Annotated in this window: 17 protein-coding genes and 1 pseudogene; 11 read left to right on the top strand and 7 right to left on the bottom strand. The window is 73.3% G+C overall.

Annotation, left to right across the window (positions count from 1 at the left end):
* Positions 1-49: 49 nt before the first annotated feature.
* The 5 genes from rimO (at position 50) to ACF09C_RS35835 (ending at position 4,084) form a co-directional block, all read left to right on the top strand.
* Entirely contained in the window at positions 50-1,609 is a 1,560-nt protein-coding gene (gene rimO, locus ACF09C_RS35855; protein ID WP_392097652.1) for a 30S ribosomal protein S12 methylthiotransferase RimO, read from the top strand.
* A complete protein-coding gene (pgsA, locus tag ACF09C_RS35850; RefSeq protein ID WP_392097651.1) occupies positions 1,606-2,424 on the top strand; it encodes a CDP-diacylglycerol--glycerol-3-phosphate 3-phosphatidyltransferase in 819 nt (272 codons plus the stop codon). The genes rimO and pgsA overlap by 4 nt, the downstream gene beginning before the upstream one ends.
* Positions 2,421-2,930: a CinA family protein gene (locus ACF09C_RS35845; RefSeq protein WP_362424861.1), complete on the top strand. Its 510-nt coding sequence runs from the start codon at positions 2,421-2,423 to the stop codon at positions 2,928-2,930. The genes pgsA and ACF09C_RS35845 overlap by 4 nt, the downstream gene beginning before the upstream one ends.
* Positions 2,931-3,039: 109 nt before the next feature.
* A complete protein-coding gene (locus ACF09C_RS35840) occupies positions 3,040-3,423 on the top strand; it encodes a helix-turn-helix domain-containing protein (RefSeq protein ID WP_019889909.1) in 384 nt (127 codons plus the stop codon).
* Positions 3,424-3,607: 184 nt separating this feature from the next.
* On the top strand, positions 3,608-4,084 hold the full coding sequence (locus ACF09C_RS35835) for a Dps family protein (RefSeq protein WP_392097648.1): 477 nt from the start codon (positions 3,608-3,610) through the stop codon (positions 4,082-4,084).
* Between the two features lie 437 nt (positions 4,085-4,521).
* On the opposite strand, the gene ACF09C_RS35830 is transcribed toward ACF09C_RS35835, so the two are convergent.
* The 3 genes from ACF09C_RS35830 to ACF09C_RS35820 form a co-directional block, all read right to left on the bottom strand.
* Positions 4,522-5,286, bottom strand: a complete 765-nt coding sequence (locus ACF09C_RS35830; protein ID WP_392097646.1) for an SDR family NAD(P)-dependent oxidoreductase — start codon at positions 5,284-5,286, stop codon at positions 4,522-4,524.
* 70 nt (positions 5,287-5,356) lie between these two features.
* Positions 5,357-6,145 (bottom strand): DNA-formamidopyrimidine glycosylase family protein, encoded by a 789-nt coding sequence (locus ACF09C_RS35825; RefSeq protein WP_392097645.1) that lies wholly within the window; start codon positions 6,143-6,145, stop codon positions 5,357-5,359.
* 148 nt (positions 6,146-6,293) lie between these two features.
* Entirely contained in the window at positions 6,294-10,934 is a 4,641-nt protein-coding gene (locus ACF09C_RS35820; protein WP_392097643.1) for an ATP-dependent helicase, read from the bottom strand.
* A 114-nt stretch (positions 10,935-11,048) separates the two neighbouring features.
* Here ACF09C_RS35820 and ACF09C_RS35815 point away from each other — a divergent pair, with 114 nt between their 5' ends.
* The 3 genes from ACF09C_RS35815 to ACF09C_RS35805 all read left to right on the top strand — a co-directional run bounded on the left by ACF09C_RS35815 (position 11,049) and on the right by ACF09C_RS35805 (position 13,050).
* Entirely contained in the window at positions 11,049-11,870 is an 822-nt protein-coding gene (locus ACF09C_RS35815; RefSeq protein WP_392097642.1) for an AraC family transcriptional regulator, read from the top strand.
* Positions 11,871-11,974: 104 nt separating this feature from the next.
* Entirely contained in the window at positions 11,975-12,745 is a 771-nt protein-coding gene (locus ACF09C_RS35810) for an AzlC family ABC transporter permease (RefSeq protein ID WP_392097640.1), read from the top strand.
* On the top strand, positions 12,742-13,050 hold the full coding sequence (locus ACF09C_RS35805) for an AzlD domain-containing protein (protein ID WP_392097639.1): 309 nt from the start codon (positions 12,742-12,744) through the stop codon (positions 13,048-13,050). Before ACF09C_RS35810 ends, ACF09C_RS35805 begins: the two co-directional genes overlap by 4 nt.
* A gap of 26 nt (positions 13,051-13,076) precedes the next feature.
* On the opposite strand, the gene ACF09C_RS35800 is transcribed toward ACF09C_RS35805, so the two are convergent.
* From ACF09C_RS35800 to ACF09C_RS35790, 3 genes and pseudogenes are all read right to left on the bottom strand, one after another.
* On the bottom strand, positions 13,077-13,829 hold the full coding sequence (locus ACF09C_RS35800) for an MFS transporter (protein WP_392097637.1): 753 nt from the start codon (positions 13,827-13,829) through the stop codon (positions 13,077-13,079).
* Positions 13,830-13,881: 52 nt separating this feature from the next.
* Positions 13,882-14,316, bottom strand: a pseudogene (locus tag ACF09C_RS35795) (MFS transporter); the annotation flags it as partial.
* A 68-nt stretch (positions 14,317-14,384) separates the two neighbouring features.
* Positions 14,385-15,833, bottom strand: coding sequence for an alkyl sulfatase dimerization domain-containing protein (locus ACF09C_RS35790; protein WP_392097635.1), 1,449 nt, complete (start codon positions 15,831-15,833; stop codon positions 14,385-14,387).
* Positions 15,834-15,972: 139 nt separating this feature from the next.
* Here ACF09C_RS35790 and ACF09C_RS35785 point away from each other — a divergent pair, with 139 nt between their 5' ends.
* Complete coding sequence (locus ACF09C_RS35785; protein WP_392097634.1) at positions 15,973-17,166, top strand: PucR family transcriptional regulator; 1,194 nt, start codon at positions 15,973-15,975, stop codon at positions 17,164-17,166.
* Positions 17,167-17,198: 32 nt separating this feature from the next.
* On the opposite strand, the gene ACF09C_RS35780 is transcribed toward ACF09C_RS35785, so the two are convergent.
* Complete coding sequence (locus tag ACF09C_RS35780; protein ID WP_392097632.1) at positions 17,199-18,128, bottom strand: hypothetical protein; 930 nt, start codon at positions 18,126-18,128, stop codon at positions 17,199-17,201.
* A 79-nt stretch (positions 18,129-18,207) separates the two neighbouring features.
* On the opposite strand from ACF09C_RS35780, the gene ACF09C_RS35775 reads away from it, so the two are divergent.
* Together ACF09C_RS35775 and ACF09C_RS35770 are read left to right on the top strand one after the other, a co-directional pair.
* On the top strand, positions 18,208-18,402 hold the full coding sequence (locus ACF09C_RS35775; protein ID WP_361966227.1) for a DUF3046 domain-containing protein: 195 nt from the start codon (positions 18,208-18,210) through the stop codon (positions 18,400-18,402).
* A gap of 483 nt (positions 18,403-18,885) precedes the next feature.
* Entirely contained in the window at positions 18,886-20,037 is a 1,152-nt protein-coding gene (locus ACF09C_RS35770) for an AI-2E family transporter (RefSeq protein WP_392097678.1), read from the top strand.
* Positions 20,038-20,047 lie beyond the last annotated feature (10 nt).

The raw sequence follows: 20,047 nt of genomic DNA, 5'->3' as shown, positions 1-20,047 counted from the left end.
TGAACCCTGCGCGGCGGGGGTACGGCCGGGACGAAGTAGTCTTGAGTCCATGCCCGAACGCCGTACCGTCGCCCTTGTCACTCTTGGCTGCGCCCGTAACGAGGTGGACTCGGAGGAGCTCGCAGGCCGCTTGGCAGCGGACGGCTGGGAGCTCGTCGAGAACGCCGGGGAAGCCGATGTCGCCGTCGTCAACACCTGTGGATTCGTCGAGGCCGCCAAGAAGGACTCCGTCGACGCCCTCCTCGAAGCCAATGATCTGAAGGATCACGGCAAGACCCAGGCCGTCGTCGCGGTCGGCTGCATGGCCGAGCGATACGGCAAGGAACTCGCCGACGCCCTCCCCGAGGCCGACGGTGTGCTCGGCTTCGACGACTACGCCGACATCTCCAACCGGCTCCAGACCATCCTCAGCGGCGGCAGCGTGGAGGCCCACACCCCGCGCGACCGCCGCAAGCTGCTACCGCTGTCCCCCGTGGAGCGCCAGCAGGCCGCCGCCGCGATCTCCCTGCCGGGCCACGGCGCGCCCGCCGAGGCTCCCGCGGCGGGCGCAGCGCCCGTCGAGGCGCCCGAGAACGTGCCGGCCGACCTGCCCGAGGGGCTCGCGCCGGCCTCCGGGCCGCGCGCCCCGCTCCGCCGCCGCCTGGACCGCAGCCCCGTCGCCTCGGTGAAGCTCGCCTCCGGCTGCGACCGCCGGTGCTCGTTCTGCGCCATCCCGTCCTTCCGCGGCTCCTTCGTCTCGCGGCGGCCCTCCGACGTCCTCAACGAGACGCGCTGGCTCGCCGAGCAGGGGGTCAAGGAGGTCATGCTGGTCTCCGAGAACAACACCTCGTACGGCAAGGACCTGGGCGACATCCGCCTCCTGGAGAGCCTCCTGCCCGAGCTCGCGGCCGTCGACGGCATCGAGCGGATCCGGGTCAGCTACCTCCAGCCCGCCGAGATGCGGCCCGGCCTGATCGACGTCCTGACCTCGACGGAGAAGGTCGCCCCGTACTTCGACCTGTCCTTCCAGCACAGCGCCCCCGACGTGCTGCGGGCCATGCGCCGCTTCGGCGACACCGACCGCTTCCTGGACCTTCTGGAGACCATCCGCGGCAAGGCCCCGCTGGCCGGTGCCCGGTCCAACTTCATCGTCGGCTTCCCCGGCGAGACCGAGGCGGACTTCGCTGAGCTGGAACGCTTCGTCACGCACGCCCGGCTCGACGCCATCGGTGTCTTCGGCTACTCCGACGAGGACGGCACCGAGGCCGCCACGTACGAGCACAAGCTCGACCAGGAGGTCGTCGACGAGCGGCTCGCCCACCTCTCCCGGCTCGCCGAGGAGCTCACCGCCCAGCGTGCGGAGGAGCGGATCGGAGAGACCCTGGAAGTACTGGTCGAATCGGTCGACGAGGAGGACGGCGTGATCGGCCGCGCGGCGCACCAGGCGCCGGAGACGGACGGCCAGGTCGTCATCACCGCGGACTCCGCCGCGAGCCTGGAGCTGACTCCTGGCCGTATGGTCGAGGCGAAGGTCGTGGCGACGGAAGGCGTCGACCTGGTGGCCGAGTACTGCGGATCTCTGGGGAGCGACCCCCAGACCCCCGGGAGTTTCGAGGAGGCGGGCAGATGACCGGAGTCCCGGCATCCGCGGCGGGCGGGACCGGTAGGCCCGCGCCCGGCGGCAAGCTGGGCTCCGCGGCGGTCGATCAGGCCAGCCTGTGGAACATCGCCAACATCCTCACCATGGTCCGTCTGGTGCTCGTGCCGGCCTTCGTGGTGCTGCTGCTCCAGGACGGCGGGCACGACCCCGTCTGGCGTGCCTGGGCGTGGGCCGCGTTCGCCGTCGCCATGATCACGGACGTCTTCGACGGCCATCTGGCGCGGACGTACAACCTGGTCACGGACTTCGGGAAGATCGCCGACCCGATCGCCGACAAGGCGATCATGGCGGCCGGTCTCATCTGTCTGTCGTCGCTCGGGGACCTGCCGTGGTGGGTGACGGTCGTGATCCTCGCGCGAGAGCTCGGGATCACGCTGATGCGGTTCTGGGTGATCCGGCACGGGGTGATTCCGGCCAGTCGCGGCGGCAAGATGAAGACCTTGGCGCAGGGTACGGCGGTCGGCATGTACGTGCTGGTGCTGACCGGTCCACTCGCGACGTTGCGCTGGTGGGTGATGGCGGTGGCCGTCGTGCTGACGGTCGTCACCGGTCTGGATTACGTCCGGCAGGCGATCGTGCTGCGGCGCAGGGGGCTCGCGGAGGAGCGGGCCGCCCGTTCCTCGGCTTCCTCTCCGGCTTCCGCGGCTTCCGGTGACTCCGAGGGGCGTGCGGGCGCGGGGAGCGCCGCGCAGCCCGTTCCGGGGCCGGCGAACGGGCCGACGGCCTCCGGGGCGCCCACGAGCGACGCCCCGACGGCGGGGCCCGCTGCGGGGTCGGCGCGATGAACCGGGCCGCCCGCGTGCTGGAGCTGCTGGCGGAGCGTGGTCAGAGCCTCGCCGCCGCGGAGTCCCTCACGGGCGGTCTGGTGGCCGCGGAGCTCACGTCCGTACCAGGTGCGTCGAAGGTCTTCCGCGGGTCCGTCACCGCCTACGCCACGGCCCTGAAGCGGGATCTCCTGGGGGTCGACGAGTTCCTGCTCGGTGAGCACGGGGCGGTGGATCCCGAGGTGGCACTGCAGATGGCGGTGGGTGCGCGGGTCAGGCTCGGCGCCGACTGGGGCCTCGCGACGACCGGTGTCGCCGGTCCCGATCCGCAGGACGGCCAGCCCGTCGGCACGGTGTACGTGGCGGTGGCGGGGCCCGTGGGGGCCGGGAAAGTCGTCGCGTTGCGGTTGAACGGCGACCGTGCGGAAATCCGTAGAGAGAGCGTCCGGAGCGTGCTGGACCTGCTCGGCGACGAACTCTCGGGAAATGGGCGGGCACAGGATACGGAACAGAACGGGGGGAATTGATGTTTGCAGCCCTGAGTGAACACGACATCGCTCCCCGCACGGCCGCAGCGCGAGGCGGTACGGTGGGGCGTGAAGGATGCGGCTACGCGGTCCGAGGAGGGAGCCACCGATGATTCTGCTCCGTCGCCTGTTGGGTGACGTGCTGCGTCGGCAGCGCCAGCGCCAGGGCCGTACTCTGCGCGAAGTCTCCTCGTCCGCCCGAGTTTCGCTCGGCTATCTCTCCGAGGTGGAGCGGGGGCAGAAGGAGGCTTCCTCCGAGCTGCTCTCCGCGATCTGCGACGCGCTTGACGTACGGATGTCCGAGCTCATGCGTGAAGTGAGCGACGAGCTGTCGCTGGCCGAACTGGCCGAGTCGGCAGCGGCGAGCGAACCGGTGCCGGCGCCGGTACGCCCGATGCTCAATTCGGTGTCGGTGACGTCGGTGGCAGGTGTGCCCACCGAGCGGGTGACCATCAAGGCGCCCGCAGAAGCGGTGGACGTCGTCGCTGCCTGATCCGAAGTGGGCGAAGCCCCGTCGGTGTCCTGGACGGACATCGGACGGGGCTTTCGTCGTTCTCTCGGTGGTTTCAGGCTTTCTCTCCGGCCTTTCGCGGTTCTGATTACAGATTGTTCCGAGATGCCCCGACTTCGTGGTTCGTGCATCGTGGGGAGCACGTACGACTGGTTGGAGATTCCGTATGTCTGTCGTCAAGAGCCCCCTGTCCGACGCCGACCTGAAGACGGTCGGCTCCGCTCTGCAGGGTGCGCTGGTCGACCTCGTCGATCTGGCCCTGGTCGCGAAGCAGGTGCACTGGAACGTGGTGGGGCCCCGGTTCCGGTCGATCCATCTGCAGCTCGACGAGGTCGTGCTCACCGCCCGTCAGCACTCCGACATCGTCGCCGAGCGTGCCTCGGCGATCGGCGTGAACCCGGACGGGCGAGCCGCGACGGTCGCCTCGACGAGCGCGGTGGGGGCGGTCGAGGTCGCGAACGGCTGGATCAAGGACCAGGACGCGGTGGCGATCCTGGTCCAGGCGCTCGACGCGGTGATCGTGGGGATGCGCGAGCGCATCCAGGAGACCGGCGATCCCGACCCGGTCAGCCAGGACGTACTGATCGGTCTGACGGCCGATCTCGAGAAGCACGCCTGGATGTTCCAGGCGGAGAGCGCCTAGCGTGGCGCCCGCGCTGTGCGGCTCGTGCGCCGGGGCTGCCTCTCGTGCGCCCTCCCGCCGGGTGATACGGCCGGTCTAGCGTCGAGCGCAGGAGGCGGCCATGGTACGGCGACGGGTTGCGCTGGTGACGCTCGGGTGGGTGACGGGCGGTCTGGCGGCCGGCGGGCTGTGGTGGTGGGCGGTGCTGCGGCTGGTGCTGGTTCCCGAGCAGGCGGGGCTGGTGGAGGGGGCGGTCGCGGCCGGTGGCTGGGGGCTGAGTCTGCTGCCGGTGCACGTGACGGCGTCCGCCGCCGTGGGCGGCCGGACGCGTGGCCGGACCCGGGCGGGGTCGGCGCGCGCCGGGCGGGTCGTGCGGGGTACGGGGGGTCCTGGACGGGGCGTGCGGCGTACGGGGGGTGCCGGGCGGGCCGGGCGGGGTACGGGGGGTGCCTCGCGGGTCACCAGGGCATCGCGACGCCGCCGTTGGGGCGGAGGATCTGACCCGTCGTGAAGGCGGCGGCGTCGGACGCGAGGTGGAGGACCGCATGCGCGATGTCCTGCGGTTCGCCCACCCGGCCCAGGGGGGAACGGCGGGCCATGGCCGCCTCCGCCTGCTCCTGGGCCGCCGGTTCGTGCCGGTCGGTCATGGGCGTACGGATCCAGCCCGGGGCGATCGCGTTGACCCGGATGCCGTGCCGGCCGACCTCGGTGGCCAGCGTCTTGGTCAGCTGGACGACGGCGGCCTTCGTGACGCTGTAGCAGAGCAGGCCGGGGCTCGCGGTGTCCATGGCGCCCGAGGCCATCGTGACGATGGAGCCGCGGGTGCCGGTTGTGATCATCGAGCGGGCCGCCTCCTGGCAGGCGTACAGGACGCCCTTGAAATTGACCGCGAGGACGCGGTCCAGGTCCTCGTCGCGGGTCTCCAGGACGGTGCTCGTGTGCATGATTCCGGCGACGGCGACCATCGTGTCGAGCGGCGCCGCGCCGGCGACGGCCGCGGCGAGTGCGCGGCGGTCGGTGACGTCGAGTACATGGACGTGTGCGGTACCGCCGCGCTCGGAGACCAGTTTCGCGGTCTCGTGGAGGCCGAGTTCGTCCCGGTCCGCGCAGTGGACGGTGGCGCCCGCCTGGGCCAGGAGCGTGGCGGTGGCGCGGCCGATGCCGCTCGCGGCTCCGGTGACGAAGGCGGTGCGGCCGGTGAAGTCGTACGCCGTGAGGGCCATGACCGGACCGTACGACCGGATCTGACGGTCCGTCAATTGGTGTGAGGTGACTTACCGGGCGAGGCCCGGGTCAGGCCGAGGGGCCGCGCTGGCAGCCCGGGCACCAGTACGTGACGCGGTCTCCCAGCTCGGCGCGGTGCACGGCGGTGCCGCAGCGCAGGCAGGGGCGGTGCTCGCGGCCGTACACATAGAGGTGCTGCGCGGGGTGGCGGGTCGTGGTGGTGCGCCGGTCCGGGCGGTCCTTGTTCGCCTCCAGGAGGCGGTGCGCGGTGGCGACCAGGCGCTCGGGGATGCCGGGCGGGAGCGCGCCCACCGGGAGCCAGGGTGTGACGGAGGCGAGGAACGCCAGCTCGGACTTGTACACGTTGCCGATGCCCGCGAGGTTCCGCTGGTCGAGGAGGGCCTCGCCGAGGGAGCGCTCGGGGTCGGCGGTGAGGCGGCGGACGGCCTCCGCCGGATCCCAGTCCGGGCCGAGCAGGTCCGGGCCCAGATGGCCGACCACGTCCTGCTCCTCGGCCGTACGGATCAGCTCCAGGACCGGGAGGCGGTAGCCGACGGCGGTGTGCTCGGCGTTGGCGAGGATCGCCCGGATCTGGTGTGCGGGGCCCCCGCTCCAGCGCTCACCGGTGGCGAACACTCGCCAGGCACCCTCCATCCGGAGATGGGAGTGGAGGGTCAGCCCGCCGTCGATCCGGGCCAGGAGGTGCTTGCCGCGCGGCGTCACGTCCAGGACGGAGCGACCGGTGAGGTCGGCGGTGGCGAAGCGGGGCACCCGCAGATCCGACCGGGTCAGGACGCGGCCGGCCAGCGCCGTGTGCAGGCGGCGGGCGGTCTGCCAGACCGTGTCTCCTTCGGGCATGGCTCCATGATGAGCCTCCTGCCGGCATGGCTCCACGAGGGGCCCGCTTGGGGCCTAGGGCCCGCTAGGGTCCTGGCGCCGCGAGGGGCCTCCTACGGACATGGCTCCACGGGGGGCTTCCCACGGACATGGCTCCACGGGGGCCTCCCTACGGGCGAAGGCGCAGTCCTCTCGGGGTGGCGTGGAAACCGGCGGTCTCGAGCGCGCGGGCGAGGGGGGAGGTGAGGGCCGTGGCTGCGTTGACGCGCTCCACCGTGACCGTACCGAGCGAGCCCGCCAGGGCGGCCGCCGCCAGGGCCTCGGCCGCGGCTCTGAGCGCCGGGTCCTCGGGATCGTCCGGCCAGCACAGCAGGGACTTGCCGCCGCGCTCCATATAGAGCGTCAGCTCCCCGTCGACCAGGACCACCATGGACCCCGCCTTCCGGCCGGGCTTGTGACCCGCGCCGCTCGGCGGCTCGGGCCAGGGCAGCGCCGCTCCGTACGCGTTGGCCGGATCGGCGGCGGCAAGGACCACCGCGCGGGGGCCCGCGCCCGCCTCCACGCCGCGGTCCCGGGCGGTCGCCGCCGCGCGGAGCCGGTCCACGGCCCCGTCCATGGCGAACTGGGCGGCGCCGAGGCCCTCCACCACATAGCCGCGGCGGGCCTGCCCGCTGTCCTCGAAGGCGGACAGGATGCGGTACGTCGCGGAGAATCCGCCCTCGACCCCTTCGGCGGCGACGGCGCCCCGGGTGACCACCCCGTGTCGGTCGAGCAGGGTGCGGGCGAGCGCGTGGGCGCGGTGGGTCGGTTCCGGTTCGGCGGGCGGGAGCAGCGACCAGCGTCCGCTGACGGTGGGCGGACCCGTCCGGGACGCGGGCCGGGCGGCGGCGGTGAGTGTGCCGTAACGGCCGCGTGGGACGGTCCGCTTGGCGCGGTGGGCCGTCGACCCCGCCGTGCGGCCCGAGCCGAGGAGGGAGCGCAGCGGGGCGAGCGTGTCGTTGGTGAGCCGACCCGACCAGGCCAGGTCCCAGAGGGCGTCGGCCAGTTGGGGGTCGGTGGCGTCCGGGTGGGTGGTGGCCCTGATCTGGTCGGCGATCTGGCGGAAGAACAGGCCGTAGCCGCCGGACAGGGTGGTGAGCACGGACTCGTGGAGCGCGGTCTGCTCCAGCGGATGCGGCTGCGGGAGCAACAGGGGGGCCGCGTCGGCGAGATAGAGGGAGATCCAGCCGTCCTTGCCGGGGAGGGCTCCCGCACCGGCCCAGACGACCTCGCCGGTCGTGGTCAGCTCGTCGAGAAGCGCGGGGGAGTAGTCCCTGACCCGGGACGGCAGGATGAGCTTCTCCAGGGCCGAGGCCGGTACGGGCGCTCCCTGCAGCTGCTCGACGGCGCGGGCGAGACCGTCGATCCCGCGCAGGCTGTTGCTGCCCAGGTGCTGCCACTGGGGGAGGAAGGTGGCGAGCGCGGTCGGGGGGACGGGCTCCAGTTCGTGCCGGAGCGCGGCGAGCGAGCGGCGGCGCAGGCGGCGCAGCACGGCCGCGTCGCACCACTCCTGGCCGATCCCGGAGGGGTGGAACTCGCCCTGGACGACCCGGCCCGCGGCGGCCAGCCGCTGCAGGGCGCCCTCGGTGACGGCGGGGCCCAGACCGAAGCGGGTGGCGGCCTCGGAGGACGTGAAGGGGCCATGGGTGCGGGCATGGCGGGCCAGGAGGTCGCCCAGGGGGTCCTTGACCGGCTCCGTGAACGCCTCGGGCACGCCCACCGGGAGGGCCGTGCCGAGGGCGTCCCGCAGTCGGCCGGCGTCCTCGATCGCCGCCCAGTGGTCCGTGCCCGCGATCCGGACCGGGATCGCCCGGCGTGCCGCGCCCAGCTCCTGGACCAAGCCGGGCTCGCCGCCCCGCGCGGTCAACTCGGCCTCGGTGAGCGGGCCGAGGACGCGCAGCGCGTCGGCCACTCCCTCGACGTCCTTGATCCGGCGGTCCTCGGTGAGCCACTGGAGCTCCCGCTCCAGCTCCGTGAGCACATCGGCGTCGAGCAGCTCGCGCAGCTCGGCCCGGCCGAGCAGCTCGGCGAGGAGGCGGGAGTCCAGGGACAGGGCGGCGGCCCGCCGCTCGGCGAGCGGGGAGTCGCCCTCGTACAGGAACTGGGCGACGTAGCCGAAGAGGAGGGAGCGGGCGAAGGGGGACGGCTCGGGGGTCGTCACCTCGACGAGCCGGACGCGGCGGGACTCGATGTCCCCCATGAGCTCTTCGAGCCCGGGGACGTCGAAGACGTCCTGGAGACACTCGCGGACCGCCTCCAGGACGATCGGGAACGAACCGAACTCGCTCGCCACCTGGAGCAGTTGGGCGGCGCGCTGACGCTGCTGCCAGAGCGGGGTGCGCTTGCCCGGATTACGCTTGGGCAGCAGCAGGGCGCGTGCGGCGCACTCGCGGAAGCGGGAGGCGAACAGGGCCGATCCGCCGACCTGGTCGGTGACGATCTGACCGATCTCGCCCTTGTCGAACAGGGCGTCCGCCGCGCCGATCGGTGCCTGGTCCGCGTCGAACGTCGTGTCCAGGTGCCGTCCGGGATCGACCGGCTCCTGGTCCAGGAGGTCGAGGCCCATCAGATCGGCGTCCGGCAGCCGGAGCACGATCCCGTCGTCGGCGTGCATCACCTGCGCGTCCATGCCGTACCGCTCGGCGAGCCTGGCCCCCAGGGCCAGCGCCCAGGGGGCGTGCACCTGGGCCCCGAAGGGGGAGTGGATGACGACCCGCCAGTCACCCAGCTCGTCCCGGAACCGCTCGACGAGGATCGTCCGGTCGTCCGGCACATGGCCGCAGGCCTGGCGCTGCTCGGTGAGGTACGCCAGGACGTTGTCGGCCGCCCAGGCGTCCAGGCCCGCGGCGACCAGGCGCAGCCGGGCGTCCTCGGTCTCCAGGGAGCCGACCTCGCGCAGGAACGCGCCCACCGCACGGCCCAGTTCGAGCGGGCGGCCCAGCTGGTCGCCCTTCCAGAACGGCAGCCGGCCCGGCACCCCGGGAGCGGGGGAGACCAGGACCCGGTCCCGGGTGATGTCCTCGATCCGCCAGGAGGTCGTGCCCAGCGTGAAGACATCGCCGACCCGGGACTCGTACACCATCTCCTCGTCCAGCTCGCCGACCCGGCCGCCCCCCTTCTTGGGGTCGGATCCCGCGAGGAAGACTCCGAAGAGACCGCGATCGGGGATGGTGCCGCCGGAGGTGACGGCGAGCCGCTGCGCGCCCGGGCGGCCGGTGACCGTGCCGGCGACCCGGTCCCAGACCACGCGCGGGCGCAGCTCGGCGAAGGCGTCCGAGGGGTACCGCCCGGCCAGCATGTCGAGCACGGCCGTGAACGCCGACTCGGGCAGCGAGGCGAACGGGGCTGCCCTGCGGACCGCCGCCAGCAGGTCGTCCACCTGCCAGGTGTCCAGGGCGACCATCGCCACGAGCTGCTGGGCGAGGACGTCCAGCGGGTTGGACGGGATGCGCATCGACTCGATGGAGCCGCTGCGCATCCGCTCGGTCACCACGGCCGCCTGCACCAGATCGCCCCGGTACTTCGGGAACACCACGCCCGTGGACACGGCACCGACCTGGTGTCCGGCGCGGCCCACCCGCTGGAGGCCGGAGGCGACCGACGGCGGCGACTCGACCTGCACGACGAGGTCGACCGCGCCCATGTCGATACCCAGCTCCAGGCTGGAGGTGGCCACCACGGCGGGCAGCCGGCCCGCCTTCAGGTCCTCCTCGACCTGCGCCCGCTGCTCCTTGGAGACCGAGCCGTGGTGGGCGCGGGCGAGGAGCGCGGGCGCGCCCTGCGCGGCCCCCGACTGCGCCATGATCTCGGCCGGTGGCCGGCCGTCGTCGGGCAGCGGCTCGCCCATGGCGCGCTCGTACGCGATCTCGTTGAGCCGGTTGCACAGCCGCTCGGCCAGCCGGCGCGAGTTGGCGAAGACGATCGTGGAACGGTGGGCCTGGACGAGATCGGCGATGCGCTCCTCGACATGCGGCCAGATCGAGGGCTTGTCGCCGCCGTCGGTGCCCTCCGATGCGGGGGAGCCTCCCAGCTCCCCCATGTCCTCGACCGGGACGACGACGGACAGGTCGAACTCCTTGCCGGACGGCGGCTGGACGATCTCCACCTTGCGCTGCGGGGAGAGGTAGCGGGCGACTTCGTCCACCGGGCGGACCGTCGCCGACAGGCCGATCCGGCGGGCCGGGCGCGGCAACAGCTCGTCGAGCCGTTCCAGGGAGAGCGCGAGGTGCGCGCCGCGCTTCGTCCCGGCGACCGCGTGGACCTCGTCCAGGATGACCGTCTCGATCCCGGCGAGCGCGTCCCGGGTGGCGGAGGTCAGCATGAGGAAGAGGGACTCGGGGGTCGTGATCAGGATGTCCGGCGGCTTCGTGGCGAGCGCGCGGCGCTCGGCGGGCGGCGTGTCACCGGAGCGGATGCCGACCTTGACGTCCGGCTCGGGCAGGCCGAGGCGGACCGACTCCTGGCGGATGCCGGTCAGCGGGGACCGCAGATTGCGCTCGACGTCGACGGCCAGGGCCTTCAGCGGCGAGACGTACAGCACGCGGCAGCGCTTTTTGGGGTCCGCAGGCGGCGGGGCGGACGCCAGGCGGTCCAGGGAGGCGAGGAAGGCGGCGAGGGTCTTGCCCGAGCCCGTCGGGGCGACGACCAGCACGTCCGAGCCCGCGCCGATGGCCTGCCAGGCACCCTCCTGCGCCGCGGTGGGCGCGTGGAAGGCCCCGGTGAACCAACCACGGGTCGCGGGGGAGAACAAGTCGAGCGCGGACCTGACCATGCCCCCCATCGTGCACCCAGCCACTGACAACCGCCCGGACCTGGGGATATCCGGCTCGCGGCAGGGACGGCCCGTGGCGCAGAAGAGAGACGGCCCGTGGCGCAGAATAGGGACATGGCGACTGGCGAACGCGCACGGTACTGGCGGTACGCGGAGCTGCCCGGCGTCGACCTGCTGCACGCCCACTACGTGCGCAAGGCCTTCGCCCGGCACACGCACGAGACCTTCGTCTTCGCGGCGATCACCGACGGCGTCGAGGCCTTCCACTACCGCGACGACCTCGTGCACGCGGGTCCGGGACAGATCGCCCTGGTCAACCCCGACACCCCGCACACCGGGCACGCGGGCGTGCCCGAGGGGTGGACGTACCGCACGATCTATCCCGACGCCGCGCTGATCCGGTCGATCGCCGCCGACACGATCGCGCTCCGCGGCGACATCGGGTTCACCGACCCCGTCGTGGACGATCCGTACGCCGCCCAGCTCGTCATCGGGGTCCACCGCGCCGCCGAGGAGGGCAACGCGCTGGCCGCCGACAGTCTGCTGCGTCTGGTGACGGCGAGGATGCTGCGCAGCCACGGGGGCCGGATCGCGCCGCTCGCGCCCCGCTCGGCGGGCGCCCGGAACGCGGCACGCGCGCGTGCCGTCCTGGAGGAGCGGATGACCGAACCGCCGACCCTGGAGCGCCTCGCCGCCGACCTCGGCACCAGCCCGTTCGCCCTGCTGCGGGCCTTCCGGGACGCGTACGGGATGCCGCCGCACACCTGGCTCACCGACGCGCGCGTGCGGCGGGCCCGCCAGCTCCTCGACTCCGGGACGGCACCGGCGGAGACGGCCGCCGCGGTCGGCTTCACCGACCAGTCGCACCTCAGCCGGCACTTCGTACGGAGCGTGGGGGTGCCGCCGGGCGCGTACCAGCGCTCGCGGGCGTCGTAGCCAGGGGGAGGGCGAGGGGCCCGAGACCATGGGCCGGGGACCGTGGGCCAGGGGCGCAAGAACGTACAAGACCGCGCGCGGGCGACCCCCGTACCGTCGCTGACGTGGCAGAACAGACAGCACCCCCAGTCATACGGGAGTCGACCAAGGCGGACTCGGCGGTCGTGCGCGACGCGCTCGGCGTCGGGATCGCCGTCGGCCTCTCCGGCTTCGCCTTCGGCGTCACCTCCGCCGGATCCGGGCTCACCCTGCTCCAGACCTGCGCGCTCAGCCTGCTCGTCTTCACCGGCGCCTCGCAGTTCGCGTTGGTGGGAGCGCTGGCGGCCGGCGGGAACCCCTTCACGGCCGCGGCCGGCGCCTTCTTCCTCGGCACCCGCAACGCCTTCTACGGGCTGCGGCTTTCCCAGCTGCTCGCGCTGCCGCGCCCCGTCAGGCCCTTCGCCGCGCAGTGGGTCATCGACGAGACGGCCGCCGTGGCGCTGGCCCAGCCGACGAGGCGGGCCGCGCGGATCGGGTTCACCGTCACCGGCCTCACGCTGTACGTCCTGTGGAACCTCACCACGCTCCTCGGCGCCCTCGGCGCGGAGGCGATCGGCGACACCAAGGCCTGGGGTCTGGACGCGGCGGGACCCGCCGTCTTCCTCGCCCTCCTCGCGCCCATGCTGAAGACGGCGACGGAGCGGTACACGGCCGGTCTCGCGGTCGTGCTCGGCCTCGGGCTGCTGCCCGTGCTGCCGGCCGGTGTCCCGGTCCTGGCGGCGGCGCTGGCCGCGCCCGCGGTGCTGTGGCTGCGGGGGCGCCGCCTGAGCGACGAGGGCGCCACGGCCGAGGGAGCGAAGGCCGAGGGCGCGAAGGACAAGGAGAACGACCGATGACCGTCTGGATCGCGATCGGCCTCACGGTCGTCGGCTGCTACCTCGTCAAGCTGCTCGGTCTCCTGGTGCCCGCGGGCGCTCTGGAACGACCGCTCGTCCAGCGCCTGGCCGCCCTGCTGCCGGTCGCCCTGCTCGCGGCGCTGACCGCCCAGCAGACCTTCGGGGAGGGTTCGGGGGTCGTCCTGGACGCGCGCGCGGCCGGTGTGGCCGCGGCGGCCGTCGCCCTGGTCCTGCGCGCCCCCTTCCTGGTCGTCGTCGGCGCGGCCGTGGCCGTCACCGCGGGGGTACGGGCCCTGGGCGGGTAGTGGGCTCACCCGACCCGGGTCTCCGCCTAGTGCGCCACCGGCACCCCCACCGGTGGTGTCTCCGGCACTCCCAGCCGCCGCGCGTCGCGTTCCGGGCGGAGGAAGGCGGTGGTCGCCGCCCCGGCCACGGCCAGCAGGGCCGCAGTGAACAGCCAGCCGTTCTCGTAGCCCTGGGCCGTCGTCGCAGCGGCGTCCACGATGCCGCCGAGGACCAGCGGCGCGAGGACACCGCCCAGCGCGAAGACGCCGACCACCGCGCCCAGCACCACCCCGCGCTGGGACGGCGGGGTGATCCTGGCGCAGGCCGTCTGGCCGACCGTCATCATCACCAGCGCCAGTGCCATCGGGCCGAACATCATCGGCACCCGCAGCCAGTCGGCCTCGGCCGTCGCGAAGACGGTCACGGCCGCCGCCGACAGCAGGAGCAGCACGCCCGCGCCCGCCCCGGCGGGAAGCAGGCCCCGGCTTCCTCGGCGGGCCGCCCGCTGCGCCACGAGACCGTGGACGAGCAGGACCACGCCGTTGGCGATCGCCCCCGCGCCCACCATGAGGCCCACCCGGTGGGTGTCCCAGCCGAGGACCGTCTCCAGATGGTCCGGCAGCCAGGTGAGCTTCGAACTCATCAGCCAGTACGCGGCGAAGGAGCCGGCGCAGGCGGTCAGGAACGTACCGCTCAGCAGGATCAGCCACAGCGGGACCTCCCCGTCTCGCGCGGCCCCGTCCCGTACGGCCCCCACCGGCGGCGCCAGCGGCCCCTCGGAGCCGTACCGCCGCCACACCGCCGCCCCAGACGAACCCGATCAGACCGACCGCGCCGAACGCCCAGCGCCAGCCCCACGCGGAGATCACCGCGGACAGGGCGGGCGCCGCGACCGCCACTCCGGCCGCCGCCCCCACCATCAGGACCGCCGTCGGCAGCGTCCGGTCCCGCTGGCCGAACCAGCCGTGCAGATGGTGGACGGCCACCGGCGCCGCGGGCCCCTCCGCCGCGCCCAGCAGGATCCGGGTGGCCACCAGGGTGCCGAAACCGGCCGCGGTCCACACCATCGGCAGCTGAGCCGCCGACCACAGCAGCGCCATCACCAGGAGCAACAGCGGCGTCCGGACCCTTCGGGTGAGCGCCGAGACCGCGAGCGCCGACACCGAGAAGAGGGCGAAGAAAGCCGCCTGCGCCATCCCGAACTCCTGCCGGGAGACGCCGAACTCGCGCATGATGCCCGGGCCCGCGAGCCCGAGGACCGCCTTGTCCGCGAAGTTGACCAGCATGAAGCAGAGCAGCAACCAGGTCGTCCCCCAGGGACCCGTCGTGCCCGTGCTCCGCCCCACCGCCCTGCTCAGCAGCACGAGTCCGCACCGGCCGATGTCTCCGGCGTACCGGCGGACGGAGTCGGCGTACTGGCGGATGTCTCCGGCGTACCGGCGGACGGGCCGGACTCGTGGACCACGCCGACACTGATTGCGCCGGCCGCCCGCGCCCGCCCCTCGGCCGAGCGGGTCAGTTCGGTGGTCACGTCCGTCCCCTCGGCGACCGCCGCCGACTCCGCGGCCGCCCAGTGAAACACCCCGCGCGCCATCGTCGAGGTCTCCTGCTCCGCACGTGTCGCGTAGACCTCGGCGCGCACCCGGGCCACCTCGACGTCCTGGGGCGCGGCGAGGGCCGCCGTCTCCGCGAGATGTGAGGCGAGCCGCAGCTCGCCCTCGGCGAGGAGCCGGGACGCGCGCCGTGCCAGAACGAGCGCTCCACCGGCGGCCGCCGCGAGTTCGGCGGCTACGGCTGCCTCCGGCGCCGGCTTGAGGTGCGCGGGGTTCTGGTCGTACCAGCCGCCCCAGAGCCGCCACAGGTTCCGTACGACGAACTCCGGCTCGTCGTAGGCGGGGTGGAGGTACGGCTTCGCGAGCAGCTCCTGCGGGATCTTGACGCCGTGGATCACCGCGTCCAGGCGGAGCCCCGCGTTCATCAGGTCCCTGGTCTGCGCGCACAGCGATTCGAGCAGGCTCGCCGTGTCGTCCAGGGCCTGCGCCACCCGGTCCGCGCCGACGATCGGGATGCCGTGGCCAGGGAGCAGGACCTCGGCGCCCAGTCCGGCCATCGCCCGCAGGGCCCGCGCCCACTCCTCGGGGTAGCGCTGGGCCTTCTGCGGGTTTCCCGCGTTGGGGGAGTTCCAGATGAAGAGATCGCCCGTGCAGAGGGTCTTCACCTCGGGGACCCACACATAGGTGTGGTCGTCGGTCTCCCCGCGCGCGTGGAACAGCTCGAACGTCAACCTGCCGTGACGGACGGTCATCCGGTCGCGGTAGGTGGTGTCCGGGTAGCGGTACTCGGTCGGCCAGTCCAGGGACGGTACGCCGAACTGCCTGCGGTTGATCCAGGTGTTGTAGCCGGAGGTCTCGACATACCGGTCGAAGCGCGCGGCGACGGCCTCGTGCGCGATGACCTCGGGGCGTTCGGGCTCCTGGTCGAAAGGGGCGACCCCGAAGACATGGTCGACATGGCCGTGGGTGTACACGACCGCCCTGACGGGGTCGGGGCTGAACGCGCGGACGGCCGTGTGCAGGAGGCCGGCCGTCCGTATGTCGCCCGAGTCCACGAGGACGAGCCCGGCGCCCGTGTCGAAGGCGGCGACGTTCGCGAACGCGGGGAAGAAGCCGACTCCCTCGCGGACCGTGATCAGCCTCTCCGAGGTGAAGACGCCCGTGACATGCGCCAGCAGCGTCTCCTCGCCCCGCCAGACCCGGTCGATGTACGTCGGATAGTCGAGCGCGTCAGGGTTGTGCTCGGTCATATCGGGGGGCTCCTTCGGTGCGGGTGCGGCGGAACGCCTGGCCACCGAGTTTCGGCCCGTCGACGGAGCTACGACACCCGACCGCGTCACACCCTCCGGGCGCCGGTACTGTGACCCGTCACAGTCGGGAGGTGGCGTGATGACCGAGGTGTCCGAGGCGGCGCGGGCGCTCGCCCAGCGCTGCGAGCCGAGGGTCAACGAACTGGCCCGGCGCATGGCCCGCGAATCCTTCGAACGGATCCCCGGGTACGCCGGTCTGCCCGACGAGATGAAGGACCTGGAGATCGCCGCGACCGTACGGCACGGTGTGCGGCTCTTCCTGCGGCAGGTCGTCGACCCGGACGCGGCGGCGGCCCCGGGCGCCGGGCGGCTGTTCCGCGAGCGGGCCGCCCAACGGGCCGAGGAAGGCATGCCGCTGCACCTGCTGCTGCGCACCCACGCCCTCGGGATGTACGTGCTGTGGCAGGCCCTCCGCGAGGCGGCCGAACCCGGCGACGAGGCGGCGCTGGTCGAGCTGGCCGACCTGCTCCTCGCGTCCCACGACGAGATCGTCGGCGCCGTCGCCGAGACCTACCTCGACGAGCGCTCCGCCCTGGAGGCCGAGCAGCGCGCCCAGCGCCGCTCGCTCGTACGCGGTCTCCTCGACGGGACCTCGCCGCCCGGCCCCGGCCTGCTGGAGCAGCTCGGCATCGACGGGCCCTGTCTGGTCCTGGCACTGGGCGCGGACGGAGTCCCGCACGAGGGGGACGTGGCCGTGCGCCGGCGGCTCCGCCGGATCCAGACCGCCCTCGACCACTCCTTCGGAGGGGAGGTGCCCGCCCTGCTCGACGCGGGGACGGACCTCGGGCGGGCCATCGCGCCCGGGGGCGGGGAGCCGCCCGAGGAGCTCACCACGCGCCTCGCGCGCGCCGCCGGTGTGCCCCTGCGGGTCGCCGCGGTCCTCGCGGCGACGCCGTCCGACGTGCCAGAGGCGGCCCGCACCGCGGGGGAGATCCTGCGGGTCGCACGCGCGTGTGGGCTCCGGCCCGGGCTCCACCGGCTCGACGACGTCCTGCTGGAGTACCACCTCTCCCGGCCGGGCGAGAGCGGGCGCCGTATCGCCGCCCTCCTCGACCCGGTCGCCGACCGCCCCGAGCTGCTGGAGACCCTTCGGGTCCACCTCGCCGGGGGCCAGGACCGCCGCGCGACCGCGGTCGCCCTCGGCCTGCACCCCAACACCGTCGACAACCGTCTGGCCAAGATCGCCGGGCGTACCGGCATCGACCTGGCCACCCCACGGGGCACGGCCACGGCCCTCGCGGCGCTGCTGCTGCGCGAGTCCCCGGAGGAGTAGGGCCGCCGCGCCGCGCCGGAGGGCGCCCGGCGTCAGTCGATCGGGCGGCCGTGGGCGCGCAGCGTCCGCAGCGCCTCGATCGTCACGATCGGCCGCGCCTCCAGTGCCGTGCCCGGGGCCCAACGGCGCCAGGTGACCGGCCAGCCGCCGTCCTCCTGCTGCGCCGAGGCCAGGTGGTCGAGCGAGCGGGCCATCTCCTCGTCCGTGAACCAGCGCCGGGCGAGCGAGTCCGGCACGCGCGCGTAGTCGTACGGGAAGTGGTGCTCCTCCGGCGCGTACCCCGGTGCCACGGGGAACTCGTCGAGCCGCCCGGGATCCAGGACCGCAAGGCGTTGCTCCCGCACCAGCCGCCCCAGGCGGTCGGCGACGGCCTGGGCCCGCGACCGGTCCGGGACGCCGTCCAGGAAGGCGACGGCGGCCTCGATCTCGTACGGGTGCGACTTCTCCAGCGACTCGACCGCCGACCAGCAGAACTCGGTCGCCCGGAACAGCCAGGCGTGCCACACCTGGTTGCGGTGGAGCAGACCGACCACGGGGCCGGTGGTGAGCAGCGCGCTGGGCGGGTCGTCGACGATCGGCACGAACGGCGCCGCGGGGTAGGCGCGCTGGGACGGGTGGACGGCGGGCAGCGCCCCGTCGTGGGTGGACACCTCGGTGAGGTACCGGCAGATCCGCTCGATCCGCAGCCCGCCGCAGCGGCCGACGGAGTCCAGGACCCGCAGGGCGTGCCCGGTGTGCAGCGGCTGGCTGCCCGGGCCGCGCAGATCCGGTTCGAGGGCGTGGCCGTAGCCGCCGTCCTCGTTGAGGTAGGCCGAGAGCGCCACCTCGACCGGTTCCGCGCCGCCGCGCAGGAAGTGGTAGGCGAACCGGCGCTGTTCGAGCACGCGGGCCGTCAGCCAGACGAAGTTTTCGGCACGCGCGCGTGGAGCGGTGTGCGGAGCCACGAGAGGAGTTCCAGCCATGGTCCGACCGTAGGGCGCCCGGGACGTGTGACAAGGGTTACCGACCGGGCTGCACTCTTGGGGGCGGGATACTGGATTCATGCGGTTGACGATTTTCTGGGAGCGGATGGCGGACCACTTCGGTGGCTCCTACGCCGAATCCTTCGCGCGGGACCATGTGATGTCCGAACTGGGCGGCCGTACGGTGCACGAGGCACTGGACGCCGGGTGGGAGGCGAAGGACGTGTGGCGGGCGGTCTGCGCCGCCATGGACGTCCCTGCCGACAGACGCTGACCGAGACCGGCAAGGCGGGACAGGCCGGACCGGGCGGACCGCACCCGACCGGCCTCACACTCGACCGGTCACACCGGACCGCGCAGGCGGGAGTCGTCACGCCGGGGCCGGAATGTCGGCGCGGTGCGCGAGACTGGCGGGGTGGCTCCGACTGACGACACCGACGCGACCGGCAACGAGACCGGCAAGACGACCGCCGACGGGACCCTCGACCAGGCCGTGACCGGGCGAACCCCGGAAGCACGGCCGGAGGGGCGATCGCCCGTGGGCAGAGCGCCCGGGGCGACGTCCGACGCCGCCCCCGGGCACGCTGCGCCGGCGCCCACGAGCCCGGCGGCGGGAGCGGCCGCGTCCGGCTCCGTGCCCGCACCGACCCGGGGCGCGATCCCGAGCCCCGCGAGCGGGCCCGAGACCTCCCCGGCCGGAGCCGGGGCCGGCACCGGTGGGCCGGGTTCCGGGATGCGGGCCGGACCCGCCGCCCGGATGCCCCGCTGGCTGCCCCGGGCCATGGTCCTCGCCCTCGCGCTCTACGCCTGCTTCCAGCTGGGCAGCTGGGCGTTCCACCAGCTCATCGGGTTGCTCGTCAACATCGTCGTCGCGTTCTTCCTGGCCCTCGCCATCGAGCCCGCCGTCGGAAGGATGGCCGCCCGCGGCATGCGGCGAGGACTCGCCACGTTCCTCGTCTTCCTCGCCGTGCTCGTCTTCGGTGTGGGCTTCGTCGTCCTGCTCGGCTCGATGCTCGCGGGCCAGATCGTCGACATGGTCGAGAACTTCCCCAAGTACCTCGACTCACTGATCAACTGGATCAACCAGACGTTCCACACCGAGCTGTCCCGCGTCGAGGTCCAGGACAGCCTCCTGCGCTCCGACTGGCTCCAGAAGTACGTGCAGAACAGCGCCAGCGGCGTCCTGGACGTCTCGGCCACCGTCCTCGGCGGCCTGTTCAAGCTGCTCACGATCTTCCTGTTCTCGTTCTACTTCGCCGCCGACGGGCCCCGGCTGCGCCGCGCGCTGTGCTCCGTCCTGCCCCCGGCCCGGCAGACCGAGGTCCTGCGGGCCTGGGAGATCGCCGTCGACAAGACCGGCGGCTATCTGTACTCCCGCGGCCTGATGGCCCTGATCTCCGGCGTCGCGCACTTCATCCTGCTGGAGATCCTGGGCGTCCCCTACGCGCCGGCGCTCGCGGTCTGGGTGGGCCTCGTCTCGCAGTTCATCCCCACCATCGGTACGTACCTGGCGGGCGCGCTGCCCATGCTGATCGCGTTCACCGAGGACCCCTGGTACGCGCTCTGGGTGCTGACGTTCGTCGTGGTCTACCAGCAGTTCGAGAACTACGTCCTCCAGCCGAAGCTGACGTCCAAGACGGTGGACATCCACCCGGCGGTCGCGTTCGGCTCCGTGATCGCCGGTACGGCCCTGCTCGGCGCGGTCGGCGCGCTGATCGCGATCCCGGCCGTCGCCACCCTCCAGGCCTTCCTGGGCGCCTACGTGAAGCGGTACGACGTGACCGACGACCCGCGCGTGCACGGCCACCGGCGCTACGGGGAGGCGGTCGTCGCCCGGCTCCAGAAGGCGCTGCAGCACAAGAAGGAGCAGGGTCAGGCCCCGTCCGGGGAGGACGGCGCCCGACCCTGAGCGGCGGTCC

The sequence above is a fragment of the Streptomyces sp. NPDC014870 genome (assembly GCF_043081505.1).
In the GTDB taxonomy this organism is placed as follows: domain Bacteria; phylum Actinomycetota; class Actinomycetes; order Streptomycetales; family Streptomycetaceae; genus Streptomyces.
The sequence above is the reverse complement of the archived record's forward strand: the minus strand, read 5'-3'. Positions and strand labels throughout refer to the sequence as shown.